At 70.6% G+C, this 26,760-nt stretch carries 22 protein-coding genes and 1 pseudogene; 20 read left to right on the top strand and 3 right to left on the bottom strand.

What is annotated here, in order from left to right; all coding sequences use genetic code 11:
* Positions 1-91: 91 nt before the first annotated feature.
* On the bottom strand, positions 92-976 hold the full coding sequence (locus AC5JOC_RS12880) for an HhH-GPD family protein (RefSeq protein ID WP_494246529.1): 885 nt from the start codon (positions 974-976) through the stop codon (positions 92-94).
* A gap of 38 nt (positions 977-1,014) precedes the next feature.
* Between AC5JOC_RS12880 and AC5JOC_RS12875 the strand changes: the two genes are divergently transcribed.
* From AC5JOC_RS12875 to AC5JOC_RS12790, 18 genes and pseudogenes are all read left to right on the top strand, one after another.
* Positions 1,015-1,689, top strand: a complete 675-nt coding sequence (locus AC5JOC_RS12875; RefSeq protein ID WP_071262341.1) for a nucleoside/nucleotide kinase family protein — start codon at positions 1,015-1,017, stop codon at positions 1,687-1,689.
* A gap of 64 nt (positions 1,690-1,753) precedes the next feature.
* Positions 1,754-2,689 (top strand): tRNA pseudouridine(55) synthase TruB, encoded by a 936-nt coding sequence (truB, locus tag AC5JOC_RS12870; protein ID WP_494246528.1) that lies wholly within the window; start codon positions 1,754-1,756, stop codon positions 2,687-2,689.
* Complete coding sequence (locus AC5JOC_RS12865; RefSeq protein WP_064294504.1) at positions 2,686-3,054, top strand: hypothetical protein; 369 nt, start codon at positions 2,686-2,688, stop codon at positions 3,052-3,054. The genes truB and AC5JOC_RS12865 overlap by 4 nt, the downstream gene beginning before the upstream one ends.
* A 102-nt stretch (positions 3,055-3,156) precedes the next feature.
* A complete protein-coding gene (locus AC5JOC_RS12860) occupies positions 3,157-3,576 on the top strand; it encodes a hypothetical protein (protein ID WP_064294503.1) in 420 nt (139 codons plus the stop codon).
* Positions 3,573-4,505: a bifunctional riboflavin kinase/FAD synthetase gene (locus AC5JOC_RS12855; RefSeq protein WP_079707151.1), complete on the top strand. Its 933-nt coding sequence runs from the start codon at positions 3,573-3,575 to the stop codon at positions 4,503-4,505. Before AC5JOC_RS12860 ends, AC5JOC_RS12855 begins: the two co-directional genes overlap by 4 nt.
* Complete coding sequence (locus AC5JOC_RS12850) at positions 4,505-5,734, top strand: MFS transporter (protein ID WP_494246527.1); 1,230 nt, start codon at positions 4,505-4,507, stop codon at positions 5,732-5,734. The genes AC5JOC_RS12855 and AC5JOC_RS12850 overlap by 1 nt, the downstream gene beginning before the upstream one ends.
* Positions 5,735-5,880: 146 nt before the next feature.
* Positions 5,881-6,663 (top strand): annotated as a pseudogene (locus AC5JOC_RS12845) (sugar-binding transcriptional regulator); the annotation flags it as partial.
* 216 nt (positions 6,664-6,879) lie between these two features.
* Positions 6,880-7,902 (top strand): deoxyribose-phosphate aldolase, encoded by a 1,023-nt coding sequence (gene deoC / locus AC5JOC_RS12840; RefSeq protein ID WP_071262338.1) that lies wholly within the window; start codon positions 6,880-6,882, stop codon positions 7,900-7,902.
* Between the two features lie 6 nt (positions 7,903-7,908).
* Positions 7,909-9,405, top strand: coding sequence for an aldehyde dehydrogenase family protein (locus AC5JOC_RS12835; protein WP_124769557.1), 1,497 nt, complete (start codon positions 7,909-7,911; stop codon positions 9,403-9,405).
* Positions 9,402-10,262 carry an aldehyde dehydrogenase family protein gene (locus AC5JOC_RS12830; protein WP_411558531.1) on the top strand — a complete coding sequence of 287 codons (861 nt, stop codon included), beginning with the start codon at positions 9,402-9,404 and terminating at the stop codon, positions 10,260-10,262. The genes AC5JOC_RS12835 and AC5JOC_RS12830 overlap by 4 nt, the downstream gene beginning before the upstream one ends.
* Positions 10,263-10,352: 90 nt before the next feature.
* A complete protein-coding gene (locus AC5JOC_RS12825) occupies positions 10,353-11,951 on the top strand; it encodes an SDR family oxidoreductase (RefSeq protein WP_124769555.1) in 1,599 nt (532 codons plus the stop codon).
* Between the two features lie 9 nt (positions 11,952-11,960).
* Positions 11,961-12,959 carry a malate dehydrogenase gene (locus AC5JOC_RS12820; RefSeq protein WP_430893146.1) on the top strand — a complete coding sequence of 333 codons (999 nt, stop codon included), beginning with the start codon at positions 11,961-11,963 and terminating at the stop codon, positions 12,957-12,959.
* A 71-nt stretch (positions 12,960-13,030) separates the two neighbouring features.
* Complete coding sequence (locus tag AC5JOC_RS12815) at positions 13,031-13,633, top strand: DUF4232 domain-containing protein (RefSeq protein WP_494246526.1); 603 nt, start codon at positions 13,031-13,033, stop codon at positions 13,631-13,633.
* A gap of 153 nt (positions 13,634-13,786) precedes the next feature.
* Positions 13,787-16,306: a heavy metal translocating P-type ATPase gene (locus AC5JOC_RS12810; protein WP_494246525.1), complete on the top strand. Its 2,520-nt coding sequence runs from the start codon at positions 13,787-13,789 to the stop codon at positions 16,304-16,306.
* 75 nt (positions 16,307-16,381) lie between these two features.
* Positions 16,382-17,662 carry a GAF domain-containing protein gene (locus AC5JOC_RS12805; protein WP_411558526.1) on the top strand — a complete coding sequence of 427 codons (1,281 nt, stop codon included), beginning with the start codon at positions 16,382-16,384 and terminating at the stop codon, positions 17,660-17,662.
* A 114-nt stretch (positions 17,663-17,776) separates the two neighbouring features.
* Positions 17,777-19,300 (top strand): acetaldehyde dehydrogenase ExaC, encoded by a 1,524-nt coding sequence (gene exaC, locus AC5JOC_RS12800; RefSeq protein WP_085513099.1) that lies wholly within the window; start codon positions 17,777-17,779, stop codon positions 19,298-19,300.
* A gap of 121 nt (positions 19,301-19,421) precedes the next feature.
* Entirely contained in the window at positions 19,422-19,814 is a 393-nt protein-coding gene (locus AC5JOC_RS12795) for a DUF779 domain-containing protein (RefSeq protein WP_079707135.1), read from the top strand.
* Positions 19,815-19,979: 165 nt separating this feature from the next.
* A complete protein-coding gene (locus AC5JOC_RS12790) occupies positions 19,980-22,163 on the top strand; it encodes a DEAD/DEAH box helicase (protein WP_159879123.1) in 2,184 nt (727 codons plus the stop codon).
* A gap of 57 nt (positions 22,164-22,220) precedes the next feature.
* On the opposite strand, the gene AC5JOC_RS12785 is transcribed toward AC5JOC_RS12790, so the two are convergent.
* Positions 22,221-22,487 carry a mycoredoxin gene (locus AC5JOC_RS12785; protein ID WP_064294490.1) on the bottom strand — a complete coding sequence of 89 codons (267 nt, stop codon included), beginning with the start codon at positions 22,485-22,487 and terminating at the stop codon, positions 22,221-22,223.
* A gap of 146 nt (positions 22,488-22,633) precedes the next feature.
* On the opposite strand from AC5JOC_RS12785, the gene AC5JOC_RS12780 reads away from it, so the two are divergent.
* Positions 22,634-23,662, top strand: a complete 1,029-nt coding sequence (locus AC5JOC_RS12780) for a 6-phosphofructokinase (protein ID WP_064294489.1) — start codon at positions 22,634-22,636, stop codon at positions 23,660-23,662.
* 60 nt (positions 23,663-23,722) lie between these two features.
* On the opposite strand, the gene AC5JOC_RS12775 is transcribed toward AC5JOC_RS12780, so the two are convergent.
* Entirely contained in the window at positions 23,723-25,825 is a 2,103-nt protein-coding gene (locus AC5JOC_RS12775; RefSeq protein ID WP_494246524.1) for a S9 family peptidase, read from the bottom strand.
* A gap of 77 nt (positions 25,826-25,902) precedes the next feature.
* On the opposite strand from AC5JOC_RS12775, the gene AC5JOC_RS12770 reads away from it, so the two are divergent.
* The gene (locus AC5JOC_RS12770; RefSeq protein WP_079707132.1) at positions 25,903-26,742 is read left to right on the top strand and encodes an aldo/keto reductase; all 840 of its coding nucleotides are present in this window, start codon (positions 25,903-25,905) and stop codon (positions 26,740-26,742) included.
* Positions 26,743-26,760: the final 18 nt, after the last annotated feature.

Here is a 26,760-nt window from a genome sequence, read left to right as displayed (position 1 = left end):
CTGTCGACGTGCGCCCTTCGACAAGCTCAGGGACCGGGTGGGGCTCAGGGACCGGGTGGGGCTGAGGGACCGGGTGGGGCTGAGGGACCGGTCAGTCGTGGGGGAGGGCGTACCCGCCGTCGACGCGCACCGCGAGGCGGTCGGCGACCAGTCCGGCGAGTGCGCGGTCGAACTGCTCGCCGTCGGGCCAGAGCGCCCGGAGCTCCTCGTCCGTCAGCGAGCGGTGGGTCGAGCGGAGCTCGGCCATGATGATGCCCCGGACCTGTCGGTCGCTGCCCGCGAACTGCTTCTGCTTCGTCTTGACCGGTCCGTCGTAGGCCGGGTATCCCGCCGCGCGCCACGCGCACACCTCGCGGAGCGGACACTCCTCGCACCGTGGTGCTCGAGCCGTGCAGACCACCGCGCCGATCTCCATCAGCCCGGCGTTGAAGACGGCTGCCTCCGAGCGGGACTCCGGCAGGAGCGCCTCCATGGCGGGGAGGTCCGTCTTGGCGTTCGGTGGGCCGGGCTCGCCTTGGCCGCGGACGGCTCGGGCGATGACCCGTCGGGTGTTCGTGTCCACCACCGGGTGCCGGTCCCCGTAGGCGAAGACGGCGACGGCGCGGGCGGTGTAGTCGCCGATGCCGGTGAGCGCCAGGAGCTGGTCCACGTCCGACGGGACGATGCCGTCGTGCCGTTCGGCGATCTGGGTGGCCGCCGCATGGAGCCAGAGCGCTCGGCGCGGATAGCCGAGTCGGCCCCAGGCGCGGACGGCTTCGGCCGGTGGTTCGGCCGCCAGGTCGGCGGGCGTCGGCCAGCGCCCGAGCCACTCCTCGAGCCGCGGGATCACCCGGCTGACCTGCGTCTGCTGGAGCATGAACTCCGACACGAGCGTGCCCCAGGCGGGGAACCCCGGGCGTCGCCACGGGAGGTCGCGCGCGTTGGTGCGGAACCATCCCGTCACGAGCGGGGCGAGGTCGGAGGGTTCGGGCGGCACCGCACCAGCCTACGATCCGCGCGGGTAGGCTCGGCGCCATGAAGCTCGTCACGACACCACGGATCGAGTTGCTCCGGCAGCTGCGAGACCAGTTCCAGCGGGACTACCCACGAGGCCGCACCCTCATCGCGGTGGACGGCGTCAGCGGCTCCGGCACGGCGGCGTTCGCCGACGGACTGGCCGAGGTGTTCGACGAGGCCGGACGCGCGGTGTTCCGTGCCTCGATCGACGACTTCCACCGTCCTCGCGAGGAACGGTACGCGCGGGGGCGGGACTCGGCCGAGGGCTACTGGCTCGACTCGTTCGACTATTCGCTGTTCCGCCGGGTGCTCGTCGAACCCTTCCGCCTGGCGGGCAGCGCCGGCTTCCAACTCGTCGGGTTCGACGAGCAGCGCGACGTCGGCGCTCCCTTGCGTTGGACGACCGGCCCGCAGGACGCCGTCCTCATCGTCGACGGCGTCTTCCTGAACCGTCCCGAGCTCCGCGGCCTCTGGCATGCGTCGGTCTGGCTCGACGTCCCGATGGCGACGGCCTACGAGCGGCTGCACGAGCGCCTCGGCGTCGACGCCGACCCGACGGCGCCGTCCAACGCGCGCTACGTGGGCGGGCAGGCGCTCTACCGCAAGGACGACGACCCGACCGCGCGGGCGACCGCCCTCGTGGACAACACGGACGAGCGGCACCCACGGCGGATCTTCGCCGACTTCTGCTGAGCGCCGCCGCCCAGGGGTGCTCCGGCCGCCCGGCGGTGCCGACCGCCGCTGGTACCGTTGCAAGGTGGTCGAGAACAGCACAGCAGCACCCGGGTCGGCGTCCGCCCGTCCCGGTATCCTCCTCATCGACAAACCGCAGGGGCACACCTCCCACGACGCGGTCGCCCGGGTGCGACGGCTCGCCGGCACGCGCAAGGTGGGGCATGCGGGAACGCTCGATCCCATGGCCACCGGGCTGCTCGTGTTGGGCACGCGCTCGTCGACCCGACTGCTGACGTTCATCGTCGGTCTCGACAAGGAGTACACGGCGACCATCCGCCTCGGCGAGGCGACCTCCACCGACGACGCCGAAGGTGAGGTCACCGAGCGCGCCGACCAGGCCGCGGTGGCAGCGGTGGACGACGACGCGATCATCGCCGCGATCCGTCCGCTGACGGGCGACATCGAGCAGGTGCCGAGCACGGTGAGCGCCATCAAGGTGGGCGGGAAGCGCGCCTACGCCCTGGCCCGCGAGGGGATCGAGGTGGAGCTGAAGTCCCGTGCGGTCACCGTCAGTGCGTTCGACGTGCTGGCCATCCGTCGGGATGGTGCGGCCGTCGACGTCGACGTCCGGGTCGTCTGCTCCTCCGGCACCTACATCCGTGCCCTCGCCCGCGACCTGGGGGCTTCCCTCGGCGTCGGCGGCCATCTCACCGCGCTTCGCCGGACCCGGATCGGACCCTTCGACGTCACAGACGCGTCGACGATCGACGACCTCGACGTTGAGACGGCGCTGTTGCACCCGGCCGACGTCGCGAAGCGCCTGTTCGGTGCCCTCGAGCTCACGGAGCAGGAGGCGGTCGACCTCGGCCACGGGAAGCGGCTCGAACGCGAGCTGCCGGCCGGCCACACCGGTCCGATCGCCGCCGTCGCACCGGAGGGCCGACTGGTGGGGCTCGTCGAGCGCCGTGGCGGTTCGCTCAAGTCGGTCGTGAACTTCCCGGCGGAGGAATCGGCATGATCGAGTGGTTCACCCTCGCCCAGATCGCGGTCGCGGTCGTGGCCGGGCTCCTCTGCATCGTGCTCGGGTTCGCCGGGCGCGCGCCGAACGACCTGACGATGGGGGCGACGGCACTCGTCGAGGTCCTCCTCATCGCGCAACTGGTGGTGGCGATCGCCGCGCCCGCGTTCGGGAACACCGCCACGGGGAGTGTGCCCGAGTTCTACACCTACCTCGTCTCCGCGATGATCCTGCCGATCGCCGGCGGGTTCTGGGCGCTCGTCGAGCGCACCCGATGGTCGACGGTCGTCCTCGGCGTCGTTTGTCTCGCGATCGCGGTGATGCTCTACCGCATGGAGCAGATCTGGACCGTCCAGCTCGGCTGACCGTCGGCGCACCGACGGCGGTTGAGGACGACGGCACCGCAGCTCGCGTGACCGTCGCGAAGTGTCTGGGCGAGGGCCTGCGTCGCATAGAATCGTCGGGTCATGCCTCTCCCCACCACCGCTCCAGCCCGCCCACGCGTCCGTGGTGTCGGGGTCGTGCTCGTCGCCGTCTACGGCATCCTGGCGCTCGCCGCCACCGGCCGGTCCGTGGTGCAGATCACGACCAAGTTCGACGAGGCGCCACTGGCCTATCTGCTCTCGGCCGTCGCCGCGGTGGTGTACATCCTGGCGACCGTCTCGCTCGTCGCTCCAGGCGCCGTCTGGCGGCGGATCGCCTGGGCCACGATCTCCTTCGAGCTCGCCGGGGTCCTGATCGTCGGCTTGCTGAGCCTGCTCGATCCCGAGCTGTTCCCCCACGACACGGTCTGGTCCGGCTTCGGCCGCGGTTATGTCTACATCCCGCTCGTCCTCCCGGTCCTCGGACTGTGGTGGTTGGCCGGACATCGGCGTACCGGCAAATGATCACGTTCACCGAGCTCGACCAGGTCCCCGACGCGTTCGGACCGTCGGCCGTCACCATCGGCAAGTTCGACGGCGTCCACACGGGTCACCGCGCGGTCGTCGCCGCGCTCCTCGAGGAGGCCGCGGCAGCCGGTCTCAGCTCCGTCGCCGTCACCTTCGACCGCAACCCGCTGAGTCTCATCAACCCCGACCGCTGCCCGGCGTCGCTCGTGAGCAACGAGCAGAAGCTCGGTCTCCTGGCGGACGCCGGGGTCGACGCGGCCCTGCTGCTGCGCTTCGACCAGACACTGGCCCAGCTCACGCCGGAGGAGTTCGTCACCTCGATCCTCGTCGGAGCATTGCACGCCAGGACGGTGCTCGTCGGCGAGGACTTCCGTTTCGGCCATCGCGGCCTCGGAACGGTCGCCACGCTCGAGTCGTTCGGTGAGGTCTACGGCTTCTCCGTGCGCGTCGTCGACGACGTCCGTCCCGGCGGCGGGCGTCGGGTGTCGTCCACCTGGATCCGCGAACTCCTCGAGGAGGGTGACGTCCGCGAGGCGTCGCGACTCCTCGGTCGTCCGCCCGGCGTGCGGGGCGTCGTCGTCCACGGTGCCAAGCGTGGCCGGGAACTCGGCTTCCCGACCGCCAACCTGTCTCCCGATTCGCAGGGTCTCATCCCCGCGGACGGCGTGTACGCGGGTTGGCTGTTCTGGCGAGGACGTCGGTATCCGGCGGCGATCTCGGTCGGGAACAACCCGACCTTCGACGGCGTCCCGCAGAAGCAGGTCGAGGCCTACGTCCTCGACGAGACCGATCTCGACCTCTACGACGACGAGGTCGAGGTGCAGTTCGTCGAGCGCATCCGCGGCATGGTCGCGTTCACCGGGATCGAGCCGCTCATCGTGCAGATGACCGACGACGTCGAGCGCGCGCGCCGGATGCTGTCCTAGTGGGTCCGCGTCCCCTGTGGCGGGGGAGGGCCCTCGCGCTCGTCGGTATCGTGCTGGTCGCGGCGAACCTCCGCACGGCCGTCACCTCGCTGTCGCCGATCTTCGCCGAGATCGACGGCGACATCGGCGTGGGGTCGGTCGGGCTGGGGCTCCTCGGGATGCTGCCGCCACTGTGCTTCGCCCTCTTCGGCGTCTTCACCCCGCGACTCGTGCGTCGGCTGCACCTCGAGCCGGTGCTGCTCATCGCACTCGGGTCGATCGTGGCCGGACACCTCATGCGCTCGCTCGCCCCCGACTTCGCCGTCCTCGCGATCGGGAGTGCGCTCTGCTTCGCCGGGATCGGCATCGGCAACGTCGTGCTCCCGCCGCTGGTCAAGAAGTACTTCCCCGACCGCGTCGGCCTCGTCACCTCCCTCTACGCGACGGTCCTGTCGGTCAGCACGTTCATCCCGCCGCTGATCGCCGTACCGGTCGCCGATGCCGCGGGGTGGCAGGTGTCGCTCGGGGTGTGGTCCATCGTCGCCATGCTCGCCGTGCTGCCCTGGATCACGCTCATCGTCCGGGAGCGTCGGGATGCCCGGGCCGCCGCCGCGACGGACCCCGAGATCGAGGAGGTGCCCCGCGCCGGGCGCGTCCTCGTCCACCGCTCGCCGATCGCGTGGGCCATCGCGGCGGTGTTCGCCACCTCCTCGCTGAACGCCTACGCGATGTTCACCTGGCTCCCCACCATCGTCGGTGACGTCGCCGGCGTCACCCCGGCCCAGGGCGGCCTGCTGCTCTCGCTCTTCTCCGCGATGGGTGTCCCGGCGAGCCTGATCGTCCCGATGCTCGTCGCGAGGCTGCGGAACGTCGCCGTCCTCGTCTACGTCGCGAGCGCGTGCTTCGTGCTCGGCTATCTCGGGCTGCTCCTGTGGCCGGCGACGCTCACGTGGCTGTGGGTGCTGCTGGCCGGGCTCGGCCCGCTGCTGTTCCCGCTCGCCCTCGTGCTCATCAACCTGCGGACGGCGACCCACGAGGGCGCGGTCGCCCTGAGCGGCTTCGTGCAGAGCGTCGGCTACACCCTCGGCGCACTCGGCCCCCTGGTCGTGAGCCTGCTGCACGCCGTGACCGGATCGTGGACCGTCCCGCTGCTGCTCCTGCTGGCCACGGGCGCGCTGTGCGCCATCGCCGGCCGAATCACCGGCCGGCCGACGACGATCGAGGCGGACCTCGCAGCACGCGGTCGCTGACCGGTCTGGTCCAGACCTCCTGACGGATCCCCGGCGACGATGCGCATCCGCGCACCGGCCACTGCTCATCTGAGCATGGGTACCAACGGACGTTGTCCGGGTGGTGGTGGCGTCCTAGGCTGGAGACGATCCGGAGGAGGCCCGAGGTGATCGAAAGCGACGAGCTGCTCGCGGTGCGCGCCGCGGAGCTCTACTACGACGAGACGAAGACCCAGGACGAGATCGGCGCGCTGCTCGGCATCACGCGGTGGAAGGTCGGTCGGCTCCTCGCCCAGGCCCGCGAACTCGGCTACATCCGCATCGAGATCGTGCACCCGCGCGCACGCCGCCTCCCACTCGAACGGGCGCTCCGCGAGCGCTTCGGACTCGCGGACGCGGTCGTCGTGCCGAGCCCGAGCGACAGTGCCGACCTCCACGAACGCGTCGCTCGCGCGGCGGCCGACTACCTCGGTGCCATGCGACCGGTGCCGCGGACGCTCGGCGTGAGCTGGGGGAGGACGCTGCGCGACATCGCCGACCACCTGTCCGACGGCTGGGCGACGGGGCTCTCCGTCGTGCAGATCAACGGCGGCGTGAGCCTCAACCAGCGCGTCGGCACCGCGGCCGCCACGGCTGCACGGATCGCCGAGAAGGGCCGTGGCGACGTCACCCTGCTCCCGAGCCCGGCGATCTTCGAGCGCCTGGAGACGAAGCTGAGCATCGAGTCTGACCGCACCGTCGCGGAGGTGCTCCGCACGGCCGCAGCGGCCGACACCTACCTCTACGGTGCCGGCGTGGCCGGGCCCGACTCCGCCCTCGTCCACAGCGGGTACCTCACGGCCGCGGACGTCGACGTCCTGGTCGCACGCGGTGCCGTCGGGGACGTCGTCGGGCGCTACATCGACGCCGAGGGCATGATCGTCGACCCCACACTCGACGAGCGCACGGTCGGGCTCGGACTCGAAGCGCTCCGGCGCGCCGGTCGCAGCATCGCGGTCATCGCCGGAGCCGCAGAAGCACGCCGTCGCGAGAGCCGTCGTCAGCAGCGGCCTCTGCACCGTGCTCGTCACCGACGAGGCGACCGCGACGGCACTGCTCGCCGACCACGAACCATCATCCGCCAAGCAGCACACCCCGGAGCAGGATCTGCTCGGAAGGAACGCACCATGACCACTCCACCAGGCGACCTCGTGGCGAAGCCGACGGCGCTCGAACTCGTCGACGGCCCCGTCACCGACGCCAGCCTCAGACGCTACCTCGACGGCCTCGCGGGCGTCGACGCCGTCGGGCTCGAACAGCGCGCAGCGGACCTCGGCACTCGCTCGATCAAGACGACGTCGAAGGCCTGGGCCCTCGACCGCATCATCGAACTCATCGACCTCACCACCCTCGAGGGCGCCGACACCCCCGGGAAGGTGCGCTCCCTCGTGGCCAAGGCCATCACCCCGGACGCCGGCGATCCGTCCACACCGCGCGTCGCCGCGGTCTGCGTCTACGGCGACATGGTGCCGTACGCCGTCGAGGCGCTCGGCGCGGCGCACACGCAGCCTGGTGCGGCACACGACGCCGGCGGGATCAACGTCGCGGCGGTCGCGACGGCCTTCCCGAGCGGACGCGCCTCCCTCGCGGTCAAGCTGGCGGACACGGCCGACGCCGTCGACGCCGGAGCGGACGAGATCGACATGGTCATCGACCGGGGTGCGTTCCTCTCCGGCCGGTACGGCCAGGTCTTCGACGAGATCGTCGCGGTCAAGGAGGCCTGCCGTCGGAGCGACGGCACCTCGGCGCACCTCAAGGTCATCCTCGAGACCGGCGAGCTGAACACCTACGACAACGTGAAGCGCGCCTCCTGGCTCGCCATCCTCGCGGGCGGCGACTTCATCAAGACGTCCACCGGCAAGGTCGCGCCCGCCGCGACCCTCCCGGTGACCCTCCTCATGCTCGAGGTCGTCCGCGACTGGCACCGCCTCACCGGTGAGCAGATCGGTGTGAAGCCCGCCGGCGGCATCCGTTCCTCGAAGGACGCGATCAAGTACCTCGTGACCGTCGCCGAGACGGTCGGCGAGGAGTGGCTCCAGCCGCACCTGTTCCGCTTCGGTGCCTCGAGCCTCCTCAACGACGTGCTCCTGCAGCGTCAGAAACTCACCACCGGCCACTACTCCGGCCCCGACTACGTCACCATCGACTAGGACATCATGAGCTTCCTCGAATACGCACCAGCCCCGGAGTCCACCTCCGTCCTCCACCTCCGTTCCGAGTACGGCCTCTTCATCGACGGCGAGTTCACCGAGGGCACGGGTGGGACCTTCCAGACGATCTCACCGAGCACCGAGCAGTCGATCGCGACGATCTCCGCGGCGAGTGACGCCGACGTCGATCGCGCCGTCACCGCCGCGCGGCGTGCCTACGACCGCGTGTGGTCGAAGCTGTCGGGCGCCGACCGCGGCAAGTACCTCTTCCGGATCGCGCGCCTCGTCCAGGAGCGCGCCCGCGAGCTCGCCGTGGCGGAGAGCCTCGACAACGGCAAGCCGATCAAGGAGTCCCGCGACGTCGACGTCCCGCTCGTCGCCGCCTGGTTCTTCTACTACGCCGGTTGGGCCGACAAGCTCGACTACGCGGGCCTCGGCGCGAACCCCCGTGCCCTCGGCGTGGCCGGGCAGGTCATCCCGTGGAACTTCCCGCTCCTCATGCTCGCGTGGAAGGTCGCACCGGCGCTCGCCGCCGGCAACACGGTCGTCATCAAGCCGGCCGAGACCACGCCGCTCACGGCACTCATCTTCGCTGAGATCCTCCAGCAGGCCGAGCTGCCGGCCGGTGTCGTGAACATCGTCACGGGTGCCGGAGCGACCGGCGCGGCGATCGTGCGCCACCCCGACGTCAACAAGGTCGCCTTCACCGGGTCGACCGCCGTCGGGCGCGAGATCGCGAAGACCATCGCCGGCAGCGACAAGCGCCTGACGCTCGAGCTCGGTGGCAAGGCCGCGAACATCGTGTTCGACGACGCACCGATCGACCAGGCCATCGAAGGCATCGTCAACGGCATCTTCTTCAACCAGGGTCACGTCTGCTGCGCCGGATCCCGGCTCCTCGTCCAGGAGAGCATCCACGACGAGGTCGTCGACCGCTTGAAGAGCCGTCTGCAGACGCTGCGCGTCGGCGACCCGCTCGACAAGAACACGGATGTCGGCGCGATCAACTCGGCCGAGCAGTTGGCCCGCATCCGCGAGCTCTCGGACATCGGCGAGCTCGAAGGCGCCGAACGGTGGAGCCCGGACTGCGAGCTGCCCGAGAACGGGTTCTGGTTCGCGCCGACGATCTTCACGAACGTGTCCACCAGTCACCGGATCGCCCGCGAGGAGATCTTCGGGCCGGTCCTCTCGGTCATGTCCTTCCGGACGCCCGCGGAGGCCATCGCGAAGGCGAACAACACCCCGTACGGACTGTCGGCCGGGATCTGGAGCGACAAGGGCAGCCGGATCCTCGCGGTCGCGGACAAGCTCCGCGCCGGCGTCATCTGGGCGAACACCTTCAACCGGTTCGATCCAGCCAGCCCGTTCGGCGGGTACCAGGAGTCGGGGTACGGCCGCGAGGGTGGTCGCCACGGGCTCGGTGCCTACCTCGCGCCGGCCGGTTCCGCAGTGTCCGCCCCCACCGCAGCTCCCAAGGCTGCCAAGAAGGGAGCCCAGCGATGAGCCGGCTCACCATCCCGAAGACCTACAAGCTCGCCATCGGCGGCAAGTTCCCACGCAGCGAATCCGGAAGGACGTACGAGGTGACGAACGCCAAGGGGGAGTTCCTCGCGAACGCATCGCTCGCCTCGCGGAAGGACGCCCGCGACGCGGTGGTCGCCGCACGATCGGCGCTGGCCGGCTGGTCGGGTGCCACCGCCTACAACCGCGGGCAGGTGCTGTACCGCATCGCCGAGCTGCTCGAGGGTCGGCGGGCGCAGTTCATCGAGGAGATCGTCCAGGCCGAAGGCGTCTCGCAGGCGAAGGCCGCAGCACAGGTCGACGAGGCCATCGACCTCTGGGTCTGGTACGCGGGCTGGGCGGACAAGTACGTCCAGGTGGTCGGGGGAGCGAACCCCGTCTCGGGTCCGTACTTCAACCTCTCGGTTCCGGAGCCGACGGGCGTCGTCGCGCTCATCGCGCCGCAGGACTCGTCGCTCCTCGGATTCGTGAGCGTCGTCGCTCCAGCGCTGGTCGCGGGGAACACGATCGTCGTGATCGCGAGCGAGCGCCTGCCGCTCTCGTCGATCAGCCTCGCCGAGGTGCTCGCCACGAGTGACGTCCCCGGCGGTGTCGTGAACGTGCTGACCGGATCGCCGGCTGAGATGGCTCCGTGGCTCGCATCGCACGCCGACGTCAACGCGATCGACCTCGCCGGCGCCGGCGAGCTCGACTGGATCGAGCTCGAGGTCCTCGCGGCCGAGACGCTCAAGCGGGTGGTCCGCCCGAACGGTTCCCGGGGCTCGGTCCCCGCGAGTCTCGACCGGATCACCGCGTTCACCGAGGTGAAGACCGTCTGGCACACGAAGGCGCTCCTGTAGCGACTCGTGGCACCCGCGTGGTGCTTGCACAGCGGCGCCCGGCTGTACAGCCGGGCGCCGCTGTCGTCGACGGGTCGTAACGTTGCACCCATGACCGAATCATCGACTCCGAAGCGCGTGCTCGTCACGGGTGCCACCGGCTACATCGGCGGGCGGCTCGTGCCGCGGCTGCTGGAGGCCGGATACACGGTCCGGGTGCTCGTGCGCTCGCCGCAGAAGCTCACCGACGTGCCCTGGCGCGATCAGGTGGAGGTCGTCGAGGGTGATCTCGGTGACGCGGCTCAGGTCGCATCGGCCTGCGTGGACGTCGACGTCGTCTACTACCTCGTGCACTCCATGGGTGGCAAGGGCGACTTCGAGCAGACGGAGCTCGACGCCGCGGAGCACGTGGCCGCCGGCGCTGCCGCGGCAGGGGTGTCGCGCATCGTCTACCTCGGTGGCCTGCACCCCGAGGGCGTCGAGCTGTCGAAGCACCTGCGGTCCCGCACCGAGGTCGGGCGGATCCTGCTCGCCTCGGGCGTTCCGACGATCGTCCTGCAGGCCGGCGTGGTCATCGGTTCGGGATCGACCTCCTTCGAGATGATCCGCCATCTGACGGACATCCTGCCGTACATGCCGGCGCCGCGCTGGGTCCGGAACTTCATCCAGCCGATCGCGGTCCGTGACGTCCTGCACTACCTGCTGGCGAGCGCCGAGGTCGACCGCGACGTGAACCGGGCCTTCGACATCGGCGGCCCCGACGTCCTCCGGTACGGACAGATGATGAACGGCTATGCGGTCGAGGCCGGCCTCCCGCAGCGCCCGATCGCGCCGCTCCCGGTCCTCACCCCGTGGTTGGCCTCGCAGTGGGTGAACCTCGTGACCCCGATCCCGCGCCGGCTCGCGTCGCCGATCATCGAGTCGCTGCTCGTCGACTGCGTCATGGGCGACCACGACATCGACGCGGTCATCCCGCCGCCGGAGGGCGGTCTGACGGGGTACCGACGCGCGGTGCGCCTCGCGCTGCAGCGCATGCGCGACGGTGAGGTCGAGACCTCCTGGCGGAACGCGACCGTGGACGGCGCGCCGAGCGACCCGCTGCCGAGCGACCCCGACTGGGCCGGACACACCGTCTACATCGATCTCAAGGAACGGAAGACCTCCGCGGGCGCCGACCGGCTCTTCTCGGTGATCGAGTCCATCGGCGGCGAGAACGGGTGGTACTCCTTCCCGTTGGCGTGGGCGATCCGTGGCTGGATGGACAAGCTCGTCGGTGGTGTCGGGTTGCGACGTGGTCGCGACGATCCGCAGCACCTGAGCGTCGGGGACGCCCTCGACTTCTGGCGCGTGGAGTACCTCGAACGTGGTCGGATGCTTCGCCTGCGCGCCGAGATGCGCGTGCCCGGTCTCGCGTGGCTGGAGATGAGCGCGACCCCGGTCGGCGACGGCTCGGTCTACCGGCAGCGCGCCGTCTTCTTCCCGAAGGGGCTCGGCGGACGCCTCTACTGGTTCGCGATCCTGCCGTTCCACGGGATCATCTTCAACGGGATGGCGAACCGCATCACGGAGGCGGCCGTCGCGCTGCCGTCCGAGTCCTCGGCCCAACGGAAGAGCCGGGTGGGGCCGGTGTCCCCGGAGGAGCACGAGGCGGTCGACTCCGCCGAGGCGGACCTGCAGGCCTCACGACCCACCCCGGAGGCCGCGGAGTAGCGTGGGCGTATGAGCGAACCCACCGTCGTCACCGTCACCGGAGCCGGAGGCCAGATCGGCTACTCCCTGCTCTTCCGCATCGCGTCAGGTCAGCTGCTGGGGCCGGACCGGCCCGTCGTCCTGCGCCTGCTCGAGATCCCGCAGGGTCTCGGAGCGGCCGAGGGGACGGCATTGGAACTGCAGGACTGCGCGTTCCCGCTCCTGGCCGGGGTGGAGGCGACGACCGAGATGTCGCGCGCCTTCGACGGGGTGGACGTCGCCCTGCTCGTCGGTGCCCGTCCACGTGGTCCGGGCATGGAACGAGCCGACCTCCTCGCGGCCAACGGCGGGATCTTCGCACCGCAGGGCGCGGCGATCGGAGCCGGTGCGGCCGACGACGTGCGCGTCCTGGTGGTCGGCAACCCGGCCAACACGAACGCACTCATCGCGCAGTCGGCCGCCGCCGGGGTGCCGGCCGAACGGTTCACCGCCCTGACCCGACTCGACCACAACCGCGCCGTCGCGCAGTTGGCCGCCAAGACCGGCGCAGCCGTGTCCGAGATCGACGGCGTCGTGATCTGGGGCAATCACTCGGCGACCCAGGTGCCGGACCTCTCCCACGCGACGGTCGGTGGTCGTCCGGCCCTCGAACTCGTCGACGAGGAGTGGATCGCCGACGAGTTCATCCCACGGGTGGCGAAGCGCGGTGCGGAGATCATCGCGGTCCGGGGCTCGTCGTCCGCCGCCTCGGCCGCTGCCGCCGCCATCGATCACGTGCATGACTGGGTGAACGGCACGGCGACCCCGGGCCGGCCGGAGCGCTGGACGTCCGTGGCGCTCCCCTCGGAGGGCTGGTACGGCGTGCCGGAGGGGCTCGTGAGTTCGTTCCCGGCCCGCTCGGTCGACGGACGCTGGGAGGTCGTCGAGGGGCTCGACATCGCGCCCGTCTGGCAGCGGCGTATCGACGCCTCCGTGGCGGAACTCGAGGAGGAGCGTGCTGCGGTGGGCGAGCTCGGTCTCCTCGGCTGAACGCCGCGGAGGGTCTCCGGACGTCGACAGGGGACGTCGCTCCCTGGCGTCGGACTCGCCCGGTCGCTAGCGTGAGCGCATGCGCCGATCCCTCCTCACCATCACACCGCTCGCCGTCGTCCTGCTCCTGGCAGGTTGCGCGGGGTCTCCCGCTCCGTCCCCCTCGGCGATCGCGACGTCGGCGGCTCCATCACCGACGAGCAGCCCGACGTCAACGGCTGCGGTCGGATCCGAACGCGCCGGCGGGCCAGTGCGCGGACAGCGTCCTCCAGGTCACCGTCTCGGGGGCCGATGCAGGTGCGGGCAGCATCTCCTCCAGCGTCGTGTTCACGAACACCGGTCGGGAATCGTGTGTCCTCCGCGGGGCTCCGGGGGTCTCGGTCGTCGGAGACGGCGACGGCACCCAGTTGGGCGCCGCAGCGGTCCAGCAGGAGGACGCGGCGCCGGCCGATGTGACGCTTCCAGCCGGAGGTTCGGCGTCGGCGACCCTCACCTCGGTCAACATCGGATCCGACGGCGGGCCGCTCGACGACTGCGAGGCGGTGACCGGCGACGGCTATCGGGTCTACCCGCCGCACTCGTTCACGGCGGTCTTCGTGGCCTCGGCAGCCGTCCCGGCCTGCTCGAACACGGCGGTCGCCTGGATGACGATCGGCCCGGTGCGGGCCGACTGAGCTCGTCCGCGCTCGGCGCCGGGATGCGCGCGGTCGAGCGACGGCCGTCCCGGTGTCGATGCCTCATCAGTGCGCCGTCATGTCGCGCCGGATCGGTTGCAACAGGTACCCCCGGGGGGTATAGTGAAGGCTCCGATCCACTGAGGAGGACGCATGTCCGAAACCACCGCAACCATCACCTACCGGGTCGACGGCATGACCTGCGCGCACTGCGTGTCCGCCGTCACGACCGAGCTCTCCGCGCTCTCCGGCGTCGACGGGGTCGCCGTGGATCTCGACGCGGGGACGGTCACGGTCTCGGGCGCCTCGTCGACCGACGAGGCGGCCATCGCGTGCCGGCGTCCAGGAAGCCGGCTACACCCTCGTGGGTCGTCGCTGATGAGCGCGCCACTCATCCAGCTCGACCTCGACATCGAGGGCATGACCTGCGCGAGTTGCGTGGCACGCGTCGAGAAGCGGCTGACCGCGCTCGACGGTGTCGAGGCGCAGGTCAACCTCGCGACCGAACGGGCGACGGTGACCGCGCCCTCCACCGTCACCGCGGACGAGCTGGTCGCAGCCGTCGCGAAGGCCGGCTACACGGCGACGGTGCGTCCGCCCGCTGACGAACGCGCCGCGGCGAACCGGGAGCAGACTCCGACGTCGGGAACGACGTCCGACCCCTCGGCGACCGTGACGACGCTCCGCACCCGCCTCGTCGTCAGTGCGGTGCTGGCGTTGCCCGTCGTGCTGCTCGCGATGATCCCCGCCTGGCAGTTCGACCACTGGCAGTGGCTCTCGCTGACCCTCGCGACGCCGGTCGTCTTCTGGGGTGGGTACCCGTTCCACCGGGCGACGTTCGCGACGCTGCGGCACGGCTCGGTGACGATGGACACCCTCATCACGCTCGGGACGGGGGCTGCCTACCTGTGGTCCGTCTGGGCGCTCTTCTTCGGCATGGCCGGGATGACGGGCATGCGGCACGAGTTCACCTTCTTCGCACCCGACGCCGACCCGTCGAGCGCGCTGTACCTCGAGGTGGCCGCCGGCGTGACCGTCTTCCTGCTCGCCGGCCGTCTCATCGAGCAGCGCTCGAAGCGTGCGGCAGGCGAGGCACTCCGCGACCTCATGACGCTGGGTGCCTCCGAGGTCTCCGTGCTCCGGCACCGTGCGCCGGACCCCACCGACCTCATGGCGCCCACCCGCACCGAGGAACGGATCCCGATCGAGCAGCTGCTCGTCGGAGACCACTTCCTCGTGCGTCCCGGCGAGTCCGTCGCCACCGACGGAATCGTCGTCGAGGGGGCGGCGAGTGTCGACGAGAGTCTCGTGACGGGGGAGTCCGTCCCGGTCGAGCTCACGGCAGGCTCGCGGGTCATCGGTGGCACGATCGCGCGCGGCGGCAGTCTCGTCGTGCGGGCGACGGCCGTCGGCGCCGAGACGCAGCTGGCGCGCATGGCGCAGGCGGTCGAGGCGGCGCAGCTCGGGAAGAGCCGGGTCCAACGGCTCGCCGACCGCGTCTCGAGCGTGTTCGTCCCGGTCGTCCTGGTGATCGCCCTCGGCACCGCCATCGTGTGGGCGCTCACCGGCTCGACCATGGAGGCGGCGTTCACCGCCGCGGTCGCCGTCCTCATCATCGCCTGCCCGTGTGCGCTGGGGCTCGCGACCCCGGTGGCCCTCCTCGTCGGGACGGGGCGTGGCGCGCAGCTCGGCATCCTCATCGCCGGTCCGGAGGCGCTCGAGCGGGCGAGCGGCATCGACCGCATCGTGCTCGACAAGACGGGGACCGTCACGTCCGGGCGGATGAGTGTCACGGAGGTCTGGGCGGCCGGTGCGACGGACGAGGTGCTCGCCCTCGGCGCGGCGCTCGAAGCGGCCTCCGAGCACCCCATCGCCGAGGCGATCGTCGCGGAAGCGACCCGCCGCGATGCAGCTCGTCCGGTGGTCTCGGACTTCGCGAGCCTCGAGGGTCTCGGCGTCACCGGCACGATCAACGGAGGAACCGTGCTGGCCGGACGTCCCGCCTTCGCGGAGGACCAGGGCTTCCGCATCGGGCCGGACGCGGCGAGCGCCCTGGCTGCAGCCGCGGAGCGTGCGAGCACCGTGGTGGTCGTCGCCTGGGACGGCGAGGTCCGCGGCGTCGTCGAGGTCGCCGACACCGTGAAGCCGGAGGCCCGCGCCGCCATCGGACGCGCCGTGTCCCTGGGGATGACACCGGTGCTCCTCACCGGCGACAACGCGGCCGTCGCAGCGCGGGTCGCGGGCGAGGTCGGGATCACCGAGGTGATCGCCGACGCGAGCCCCTCCGACAAGGTCGCCGCCGTCGAACGGCTCCAGGCGGCCGGTCACCGCGTCGCCATGATCGGCGACGGGGTGAACGACGCAGCGGCGATCGCCACGGCCGATCTCGGGATCGCCATGGGGACGGGTACGGATGCGGCCAAGGGCGCAGCCGACCTCAGCATCGTCTCCGGTTCCCTCGCCACGGCGATCGACGCCGTCCGGCTCTCCCGGCGGACGCTCGGGATCATCCGCGGCAACCTGTTCTGGGCGTTCGCCTACAACGTGGCGGCGATCCCGCTCGCCGCGCTCGGCCTCCTCAACCCGATGATCGCGGGTGCGGCGATGGCGTTCTCCAGCGTGTTCGTCGTGCTCAACAGCCTGCGCCTCCGCCGGTTCCGTCCGGCCGCCTGAGGTTACCCGTCGACCGGTGGGCTGCGGCGGATACACTGTCCGCAGAACCGGTCGACGTGGATGGGTGGTGGTGAGGTGTCCAGTCCGTGGCTGGCGGCCCCGGCGCGTGCCGAAGCGCAGCGCGGACTCGTCCGACGGCTCGTCCGCGAGTCGTGGGAACGGTCGATGGGCCGTCACCTCGACCCGGACAACCTCATGCCGGAGCTCGCCTTCGACGAGGACGAGTTGCGCGACCACCGGCTCGGGCACCCGCTCGCCGGCGTCCTCCCGGTGATCACCAAGCTGCTGGTCAACGACGCGGACGACGACTCCGGCATGCTCGTCGCGGTGGGCGACGCCATGGGCAGACTGCTCTGGGTGGACGGCGACCGTCATCTGCGGCGACGGGCGGAGGGCATGCTCTTCGTCGAGGGTGCCGGGTGGTCGGAGCGGGAGGTGGGGACGAGCGCCCCGGGCACCGCGCTCGAACTCGACCACGGCATCCAGATCCACGCGGCCGAGCACTTCAACCGCCTCGTGCACCCGTGGAGCTGCACGGCGGTCCCGGTGCACGATCCCGAGACCCGGCAGATCATCGGCGTGATCGACATCACCGGTGGCCCGCAGGCGGTCGCCTCGCATGCGCTGCCGCTCATGGAGGCGACCGCCGCCGCCGTCGAGTCCGAGATCATGGTGCAGCGGCTGCGCGCGGTCGCCGACCGCCGGTTCGCCGGTCGCCCACGCACGGACACAGCCCGCCGGACGACCACGGTGCGGCCCGGCCTGCAGGTGCTCGGCCGTGACACCGGCCTGCTGGTCGGACACGGGGCGAGCCGCCCGACCGAGCTCAGCCGACGGCACGCCGAGATCCTGACCCTGCTGGCCTGGCACCACCAGGGCCTCAGCGCCGACGCGCTCGCCGGGCTGCTCTACGACGCGGACGAGGCGTCGGTCACCCTCCGGGCGGAGCTCGTCCGGCTGCGGAAGGTGCTCGGCGGGACCGCGCCGACACTCGTGCCGGCCTCGCGGCCGTACCGGCTCACCACCCCGCTCCAGCTCGACGCCCACCAGGTGCTGTCCCTCCTCGACCGCGGCGCCCACCGCGCCGCGCTCGCCGCGTACCCGGGCCCGCTCCTGCCGGACTCCACCGCCCCCGGTGTCGTCGACCTCCGCGACCGGGTCGCGACGCGCCTCCGCGAGGCGATGCTGACCGACGCCTCGGCGGACCTGCTGCACGACTACATCCGGACCGCGGCCGCGCCCGACGACGTCGAGGTCCTGCACGCCTGCCTCCGACTGCTGCCGCCGCGGTCACCGAAGCGCGCCGGCCTCGTCGCCCGCATCGAGGCGATCGACGCCGAGCTCTCGGCGTCCTGACGGCCGATCCGGTCCGCGGTCCTCGGCGCAACCTCCTGCAACCTCGGGCCGACTAGCGTCGACGGCACGCACCTGAGCGGTGCGACACCGACAACGTCGTCGACAAGGAGTGACATGACCGTCTACGCCAACCCGGGTACCGAAGGTGCCGTGTTCAGCTACGCCCCCCGCTACGACCACTTCATCGGGGGCGAGTACGTCCCGCCCGCGAACGGGCAGTACTTCGAGAACCAGACCCCGGTCACCGGAGCCGTGTTCACCGAGATCGCCCGAGGCACCGCGGCCGACGTGGACCGAGCGGTCGAGGCGGGATGGAAGGCGTTCCCCGCCTGGTCGAAGACGAGCGTCGCCGAGCGCGCGGTGATCCTCAACCGCATCGCCGACCGCATGGAGGAGCACCTCGAGGAGATCGCCGTCGCCGAGAGCTGGGAGAACGGCAAGCCGGTCCGCGAGACCCTGGCCGCCGACATCCCCTTGGCGATCGACCACTTCCGCTATTTCGCGGGGGCGATCCGCGCTCAGGAGGGCGGCATCTCGGAACTCGACCACGACACGGTCGCCTACCACTTCCACGAACCGCTCGGCGTCGTCGGGCAGATCATCCCCTGGAACTTCCCGATCCTCATGGCCGTGTGGAAGCTCGCACCGGCGCTCGCCGCAGGCAACTGCGTCGTGCTGAAGCCGGCCGAGCAGACCCCGGCGTCGATCCACCTCATCGTCGACCTCGTGAAGGACCTGCTGCCGGCCGGCGTGCTCAACGTCGTCAACGGTTTCGGCATCGAGGCCGGCGCCCCGCTGGCGTCCCACCCGCGGATCCGGAAGATCGCGTTCACCGGTGAGACCACGACCGGTCGCCTGATCATGCAGTACGCGAGCGAGAACCTCATCCCGGTGACGCTGGAGCTCGGCGGCAAGAGCCCGAACGTGTTCTTCGAGGACGTGGCGCGCGAGCACGACCAGTACTACGAGAAGGCGCAGGAGGGCTTCAGCATGTTCGCCCTGAACCAGGGCGAGGTCTGCACCTGCCCGAGTCGGGCGCTCGTCCAGCGTTCCATCTACGACGGCTTCGTGGGCGACGCGCTGACCCGCATCGGCAAGATCAAGCAGGGCAACCCGCTCGACACGGACACGATGATCGGTGCCCAGGCGTCGAACGACCAGCTCGAGAAGATCCTCTCCTACATGGACATCGGCAAGCAGGGCGGCGCGAAGCTGCTCATCGGCGGCGAGCGAGCCGACCTCGGCGGTGAGTTGAGCGGCGGGTTCTACGTCCAGCCGACCGTCTTCGAGGGGACGAACGACATGCGGATCTTCCAGGAGGAGATCTTCGGGCCCGTGCTCGCACTCACGAGCTTCGCTGACTACGACGAGGCGATCTCCATCGCGAACGACACCCTCTACGGCCTCGGCGCCGGTGTGTGGAGCCGTGAGGCGACGACGCTGTACCGGGCCGGGCGGGCGATCGAGGCGGGACGCGTCTGGTCGAACACCTACCACCAGTACCCGGCGCACGCGGCGTTCGGCGGGTACAAGCAGTCGGGGATCGGCCGGGAGAACCACAAGATGATGCTCGACCACTACCAGCAGACGAAGAACCTGCTCGTGAGCTACGCGGAGGGGCCGATGGGCTTCTTCTGATCCACATCCCGGTCCCTGAGCCCCCACCCGGTCCCTGAGCTTGTCGAAGGGCGCCCTTCGACAGGCTCAGGGACCGGCGGAGGGGCAGGGCCGGATACACGACACGACGAAGGAGGACACCATGACCGGACGGGTCGACGTCACCGACGCTGCGGCCGCACTGGTGCGGGAGATGACCGCGCTGCACGGACCGCTCATGTTCCATCAGTCCGGCGGATGCTGCGACGGGAGTTCGCCCATGTGCTACCCCGTCGGGATGTTCCGCACGGGCGCGGTCGACGTCCTGCTCGACACGCTCGACGTGCCCGGGCTCGACGCGCCCGTCGAGGTCTACATGTCGCGTTCCCAGTTCGAGTACTGGAAGTACACGCACCTGACGATCGACGTGGTGCAGGGGCGCGGCAGCGGGTTCAGCGTCGAGGCCCCGACGGGGCAGCGGTTCCTCATCCGTTCCCGCATGCTCGACGACGCCGAACTGGAGCGGTTCGGACTCGTCGACAGCGCGCCGGACTGAGCGCTCGCGACCGATGCGGCCGATGGCGTAGACTGGGCACACGCCCGTCGGGCGCCCGTGTCGGTCTCGTGCAACGCTCTGTTGCTCCACGACGACCAGTCGGGCCCGACGCCCGTCTCTTCCGGCCCCTCGGCCGATGAGGCTCTTCGACTGCTCAGGAGGAGCATGCCGCACACCGGCCAGCAACGCCGTTCCCAGGGGCGTTCCAGCACCCGTTCATCTGGCCGCTCGAACCCCAGAGGGTCCTCGTCGCGTCACGACGACGACGCGCCGATCATCCCCATCCTCGCCCGCAAGGTGCGCGAGGTCGAGGCGAAGGCGCAGAAGGGCAAGGTCGGGCCAACCAACCGGACCAAGTACCAGGTCATCGCCTTCCTCGTCCGCGAGGAACGCGCCAGGGTCAAGGCCGACACGAGCTACAGCGACGCCACGCGGGCCGAGCTCCTGAAGCGCCTCGACGGTGTGGCGACCATCCTCGCCAAGACGGCGGCGCGCGACACCTCGCTCATCCAGCTCCTCGAGGCCGACGCCGCGACGAGCCCCGTCGCGCAGCGGCTCCGGCGCGACTGGCTCCTCGAGTCGGGCGCCGAACTCAGCGCCGACGAACTCATCATCACCGTCGAGAAGCCCGTCGTGGAATCCGTCGTCCCGGCCGAGCTCGCCGAGAAGCAGGTCATCCCGCAGTCGGTCAAGGCACGTCAGTTGGCCAATCCGTTCCTCGCCCCGGACTTCAGCCAGGCGGCACCGCAGCCGACCGTGCGTCGACGACTCGACAGCTGGGAGCTCATGGGCCCCCTGTACAAGGCGTTCGAGCTCGGTTCCGGCGGGGGAGCGGCCTCGATGGACCTGCCCGAGGCCCCGAAGCTCGACCGGCTCTCGCCGCGCGGCCTCGAGGTCATGAAGCACCAGGCGCGCTTCGTCGAGAGCGTCCGTGAAGGACACCGTTCCTTCCTGCTCGCCGACGAGCCGGGCCTCGGCAAGACCGCGCAGTCGGTCCTCGCCGCCTCGGTCGCCGAGGCGTACCCGCTCCTCGTCATCGTCCCGAACGTCGTCAAGATGAACTGGGCGCGCGAGGTCGAGCGCTGGACGCCGCACCGACGCGCCACGGTCATCCACGGCGACGGCCAGGCGCTCGACGCCTTCGCCGACGTCATCATCGTGAACTACGAGGTCCTCGACCGCCACCTCGCCTGGCTCGGGACGCTCGGCTTCCGCGGCATGGTGGTCGACGAGGCGCACTTCATCAAGAACCTCCACTCCCAGCGCTCGCAGCACGTGCTGTCACTCGCGAACCGGATCCGGAAGGCGACGCCCGGCCAGGACCCGCTGCTGCTCGCGCTGACGGGTACGCCGCTGATCAACGACGTCGAGGACTTCAACGCCATCTGGCAGTTCCTCGGCTGGATCAAGGACGGCAAGCCGACCGCCGAACTCATGGAGCGGCTCGAGGACACCGGCCTGACCCCGGCCGAGCACGCCTTCTACGCCGCCGCGCGGTCCGCCGTCATCGACATGGGCATCGTGCGCCGCAAGAAGCTCGACGTCGCCAAGGACCTGCCCGCCAAGCGCGTCGCCGACCTCCCGGTCGAGCTCGACGACGAGGCGATCCGGTCCATCCGCGACGCGGAGGCCGAGCTCGGGCAACGGCTCAAGTCCCGCTACGTGCGGGTCCTGGAGTCGCGTGGTGAGCGCGTCGACGCGCTGCACGAGCCGAACACCGACCTCATGCGCATGGTCGCCCAGGCCGAGCTCGACGAGTCCAAGGCCGCCGGTGGCACGGAGAACGTGTTCACCATGATCCGCAAGATCGGTCAGGCCAAGGCCGTCCTCGCCGCCGACTACACGGCGCAGCTCGCGAGGTCCGTGGGCAAGGTCGTGTTCTTCGCGAAGCACATCGACGTCATGAACGCGGCCGAGCAGTTGTTCGCGGGTCGCGGCTTGAAGACGGTGTCGCTCCGCGGCGACCAGACCGCGCAGGCGCGTCAGGCCGCGATCGACGCGTTCAACACCGATCCGGAGGTCGCGGTCGCGGTCTGTTCGCTCACCGCCGCCGGCGTCGGCGTCAACCTGCAGGCCGCGTCCAACGTCGTGCTCGCCGAGTTGTCCTGGACGGCCGCCGAGCAGACCCAGGCGATCGACCGCGTGCACCGCATCGGTCAGGAGGAGCCGGTCACCGCCTGGCGCATCATCGCCGCGCACACGATCGACGCGAAGGTCGCGGAACTCATCGACAGCAAGCAGGGCCTGGCCGCTCGCGCGCTCGACGGCAGCGACCAGGACGTCGCGTCGGTCGACTCGGTGCAGCTGAACGCCCTCGTCCACCTGCTCCGCGAGGCACTGGGCGCCTGACGTCCGGTTCGTCCGACCGGGTGACCACGGGTCGCCCGGCCGGACGTCGTCGGCTGGTCAGACGCCGAGTGCCGCCTTCACCTGAGCGAGCGACGGGTTCGTCGCGGTCGAGCGGTCGGGGAAGATCACCGTCGGGACCGTCTGGTTGCCGCCGTTCAGCGAGGCGACGAGGTCGGCGGTCCCCGGGACCTGCTCGATGTCGACCTCGGTGAACGGGATGCCGGCTGCGGACAGCTGATGCTTCAGTCGGGCGCAGTACCCGCACCAGGTCGTGGAGAACATCGTGATGCCGCCATCGGCGGGCAGGTAGTCGTCGGCACTCATCCCAGCAGCCTAACCCCGGTGGACGAGGCACCGACCCTCTGGGCCGGAGGACCGTCCGCGCCGGATGAAGCACCGTCGGCGAGACGGTATTGTCGGGGATGACTCCCGGCACCTGAGGTGCCCCGATCCCCATGAGGACTGTTGATATGAGAATTGGTGTGCTCACGAGCGGCGGCGACTGCCCCGGCCTGAACGCGGTCATCCGAGGAGCGGTCCTCAAGGGGACGAAGATCCACAACCAGGAGTTCATCGGCATCCGCGACGGCTGGCGAGGAGTCGTCGAGGGCCTGACGATGCCGCTCGACCGCCACAGCGTGCGTGGTCTCGCCAAGCAGGGTGGCACCATCCTCGGCACGAGCCGCACCAACCCGTTCGAAGGACCGCACGGCGGCCCGGAGAACGTCCAGCACACCATGGACCGGCTCGGCATCGACGCGCTCATCGCCATCGGCGGAGAGGGCACGCTCGCCGCGGCGAAGCGGCTGACCGACGCCGGCCTCAAGATCGTCGGCGTCCCGAAGACGATCGACAACGATCTCGACGCCACCGACTACTCCTTCGGCTTCGACACCGCCGTCGAGATCGCGACCGAGGCCATCGACCGTCTCCGGACGACGGGCGAGTCCCACAAGCGGTGCATGGTCATCGAGGTCATGGGCCGGCACGTCGGCTGGATCGCCCTGCACGCCGGTATGGCGGCGGGTGCCCACGCCATCCTCATCCCGGAACAGCCGCAGTCGATCGAGCAGATCTGCGAGTGGGCGGACAGCGTCTACCAGCGCGGTCGCGCCCCGATCATCGTCGTGTCCGAGGGCTTCACGCTCGACACCATGGAGACCGCGCACTCCGAGAAGGGACTCGACGCGTTCAACCGTCCCCGTCTCGGCGGCATCGCCGACGTGCTCGCACCCGAGATCGAGCGCCGCACGGGCATCGAGTCCCGCGCGACCGTGCTCGGCCACCTGCAGCGCGGTGGCGTCCCGAGCGCCTACGACCGCGTGCTCGCCACCCGCCTCGGTATGGCCGCCATCGACTCCGTCATGGCCGGCGACTGGGGCACGATGATCGCACTCCGCGGCACCGAACTCGTCAACTGCCGCTTCGAAGAGGCGCTCGGCAAGCTGAAGACCGTGCCGCAGGAGCGCTACGACGAAGCGGCGATCCTCTTCGGCTAGACACCCGCCGCACCGACGACGCCCCTGCTCCGGACGGAGCAGGGGCGTCGTCGCTTCGGATCAGGCCGGATCGGTGTCCGTGAGTTCGAGCACATCGAGCAGCCAGGCGAGTTCCTCGGCGCGCTCACGCCACGCGTTGTAGCGGCCGCTCACCCCGCCGTGCCCGGCGCTCATCTCGATCTTCATCAGCGCCGGTGCACCGGCGTCCCGCAGGCGGGCCACCCACTTCGCGGGTTCCACGTACAGCACGCGGGTGTCGTTGAGGCTCGTCGTCGCGAGGATGCGAGGGTAGCGCTTCGCCGGGTCGACGTTCTCGTAGGGGCTGTACGCCTTCATGTACGCGTAGACCTCGGGGTCGTGGAGCGGATCGCCCCATTCGTCCCATTCGATGACCGTCAGGGGGAGCGACGGGTCGAGGATGCTCGTCAGCGCGTCGACGAACGGGACGCCGGCGAGGATGCCGGCGAAGCGGTCGGGAGCACGGTTCGCCACGGCGCCCATGAGGAGGCCGCCGGCGCTGCCGCCCTCGGCGACGAGCCGGGCAGGCGTCGTCCAGCCCTCGCGGATGAGGTGGTCGGCCACGTCGACGAAGTCGCTGAAGCTGTTCTGCTTGTGGAGCTTCTTGCCGTCCTCGTACCAGTGACGCCCGAGTTCGCCGCCGCCGCGCACATGGGCGATCGCGAAGGTCACGCCGCGGTCGAGCATCGACAGCCTCGCGATCGAGAAGGACGGGTCCATGCTGGCCTCGTACGAGCCGTACCCGTAGAGGTGGAGCGGCCCGGGCCCCTGGACACCGACCCGGCGCACGATGGAGATCGGCACGCGGGTCCCGTCCACGGCCGTCGCCCACTCCCGGAACTGCTCGTAGTTTGCCGGGTCGTAGTCGCCGAGGACCGGCTGCTGCTTGCGCACGAAGCGTTCGCCGGACCGGACGTCGAGTTCGAGCACCGTTGACGGCGTCACGAGGGACCCGTATCCGAACCGGAGCATCGGTTGAGCCCACTCGTTGTTGCCGTGCCAGCCCACGGTGGACAGCGGTTCGTCGAAGGCGATCTCGTCGATGTCGCCACTCGTCGGGTCGAGCAGGCCGATACGCGTGAGGCCGTCGCGCCGATAGGAGACGGTGGTCACGGCCTCGAACGCCTCGACGTCCTCGAGCCGGCGCTCGCTGCTGTGCGCGACGACGACCCGCGCCGTGCCGAGCGGATCCGAGAGTGGCACCTCGACGAGCTCGAAGTCCGGCGCGTCCCGGTTGTGCAGGATGAGCAACCGGTCTGCGCCGTCGGCCACCCGGTGTTCGACGCTGTACTCGACGCCGTCGGTCCGCGGCCAGACGATCCGCGCCTCCTCGGACAGCGCGTCGGCGGGGACGAGCCGGGTCTCGCTCGTGACCGAGGAGCCGGCCTCGATCAGGAGCAGCGCGCGGCTGCGGGTGAATCCGGCGCCGACCCAGAACCGCTCGTCGGGCTCGTGGAAGAGGACCGTGTCGTCGTCCTGGGACGTCCCCACCCGGTGCAGGTGCACGGTGTCGGGGCGCCAGCTCTCGTCGACCGTCGTGTAGACGATGGCGGTGCCGTCGGGGGAGAACTCCGCCCCGCCCGCGGTCCCGAGGAGCTCGTCGTCGAGGTCGACGCCACTCGCGAGGTCCCGGACACGGACGGTGTACCGCTCGTCGCCTTCGACGTCGACGCCGTAGAGCAGTCGCGTGCCGTCGTCCGACACGTCGAAGCTGCCGAGGGAGAAGAACTCGTGGCCCTCCGCCTCGACGTTGGCGTCGAGGATGATCTGCTCGCCGGGGGCCGCGCCGCCCTCGGGCAGGGTCGGCGGCGTCCAGTCCTCCGGGTCGGCGACCGGGATGCGGCACTGGATGCCGTACTGGCGGCCTTCGACACTGCGGCCGTAGTACCACCACGCACCGGAACGGGTCGGGACCGAGAGGTCGGTCTCGAGCGTGCGACTCTTGATCTCCTGGAAGATGCGCTCGCGCAGTCCGGCCAGATGGGCCGTCTCCTGCTCGGTGTAGGCGTTCTCCGCCTCCAGGTGCGCGATCACCTCCGGTGACTCCTTCTCACGGAGCCACTCGTACGGGTCCACCACGGTGTCGCCGTGGTGGGTGCGTTCGGTCGGTCGGGTCTGGGCACGGGGGGCAGAGAGCTTCGCCATGGTCCAACGCTAGTCGAGGCGCCGCCCTCCCAGCCCGCTCGGAGCCATCCGAGGGCCGCCGGGTCTAGCGTGGGGTGATGACGACCATCCCAACATTCGCGCTCAACGACGGTTCGAGCGTCCCCGCGATCGGTTTCGGCACCTACCCCCTGCGAGGCCGCGAGGGCACCGACGCCACGCTGTCCGCCATCGACGCAGGCTACCGACTGATCGACACCGCCGTGAACTACCGCAACGAGGACGCCGTCGGCGCCGCGGTCCGCGAGACCGACGTCCCCCGTGACGAACTCGTCGTCGCGACGAAGCTGCCCGGCCGCGACCACGGCTTCGAGGAGACCATCACCTCGTGCCGCGGATCCCTGGCCTCGCTCGGCCTCGACCACATCGACCTGTACCTCATCCACTGGCCGAACCCCTCCGTCGGCCGCTTCGTCGAGTCGTGGAAGGCCATGATCCAGCTGCAGCGCGAGGGCCTCGTCCGCAGCATCGGCGTCTCGAACTTCACCGAGGAGTTCCTGACCCGCCTCGCCGACGAGACGGGTGTGCTGCCGGCCGTCAACCAGGTCGAGCTGCACCCGTACTTCCCGCAGGAGGAGCTCCTCGCCTTCCACCGCGAGCACGGCATCGTCACCGAGGCGTGGAGCCCGCTCGGCAAGGCACAGGCGCCGTTCGCCGAGGAACCCGTCGCAGCGGCCGCCGCGGCGCACGACGTCTCACCGGCGCAGGTCGTCCTCCGCTGGCACCACCAGCGCGGCGTGCTCCCGATCCCGAAGTCCGCGTCCCCGGAACGCCAGCGCACGAACATCGACGTCTTCGGCTTCGAGCTCAGCGACACCGAGGTGCAGGCGATCACCGCACTCGGGCGGACGGACGGCAGGCTCTTCGACGGCGACCCCAACACCCACGAGGAGATGTGAGTCCCGGCGGGCGCGTCC

The organism is Plantibacter sp. (genome assembly GCF_059073635.1).
Note: the sequence above shows the minus strand (reverse complement) of the source record. Positions and strands in the feature narration are given on the sequence as shown.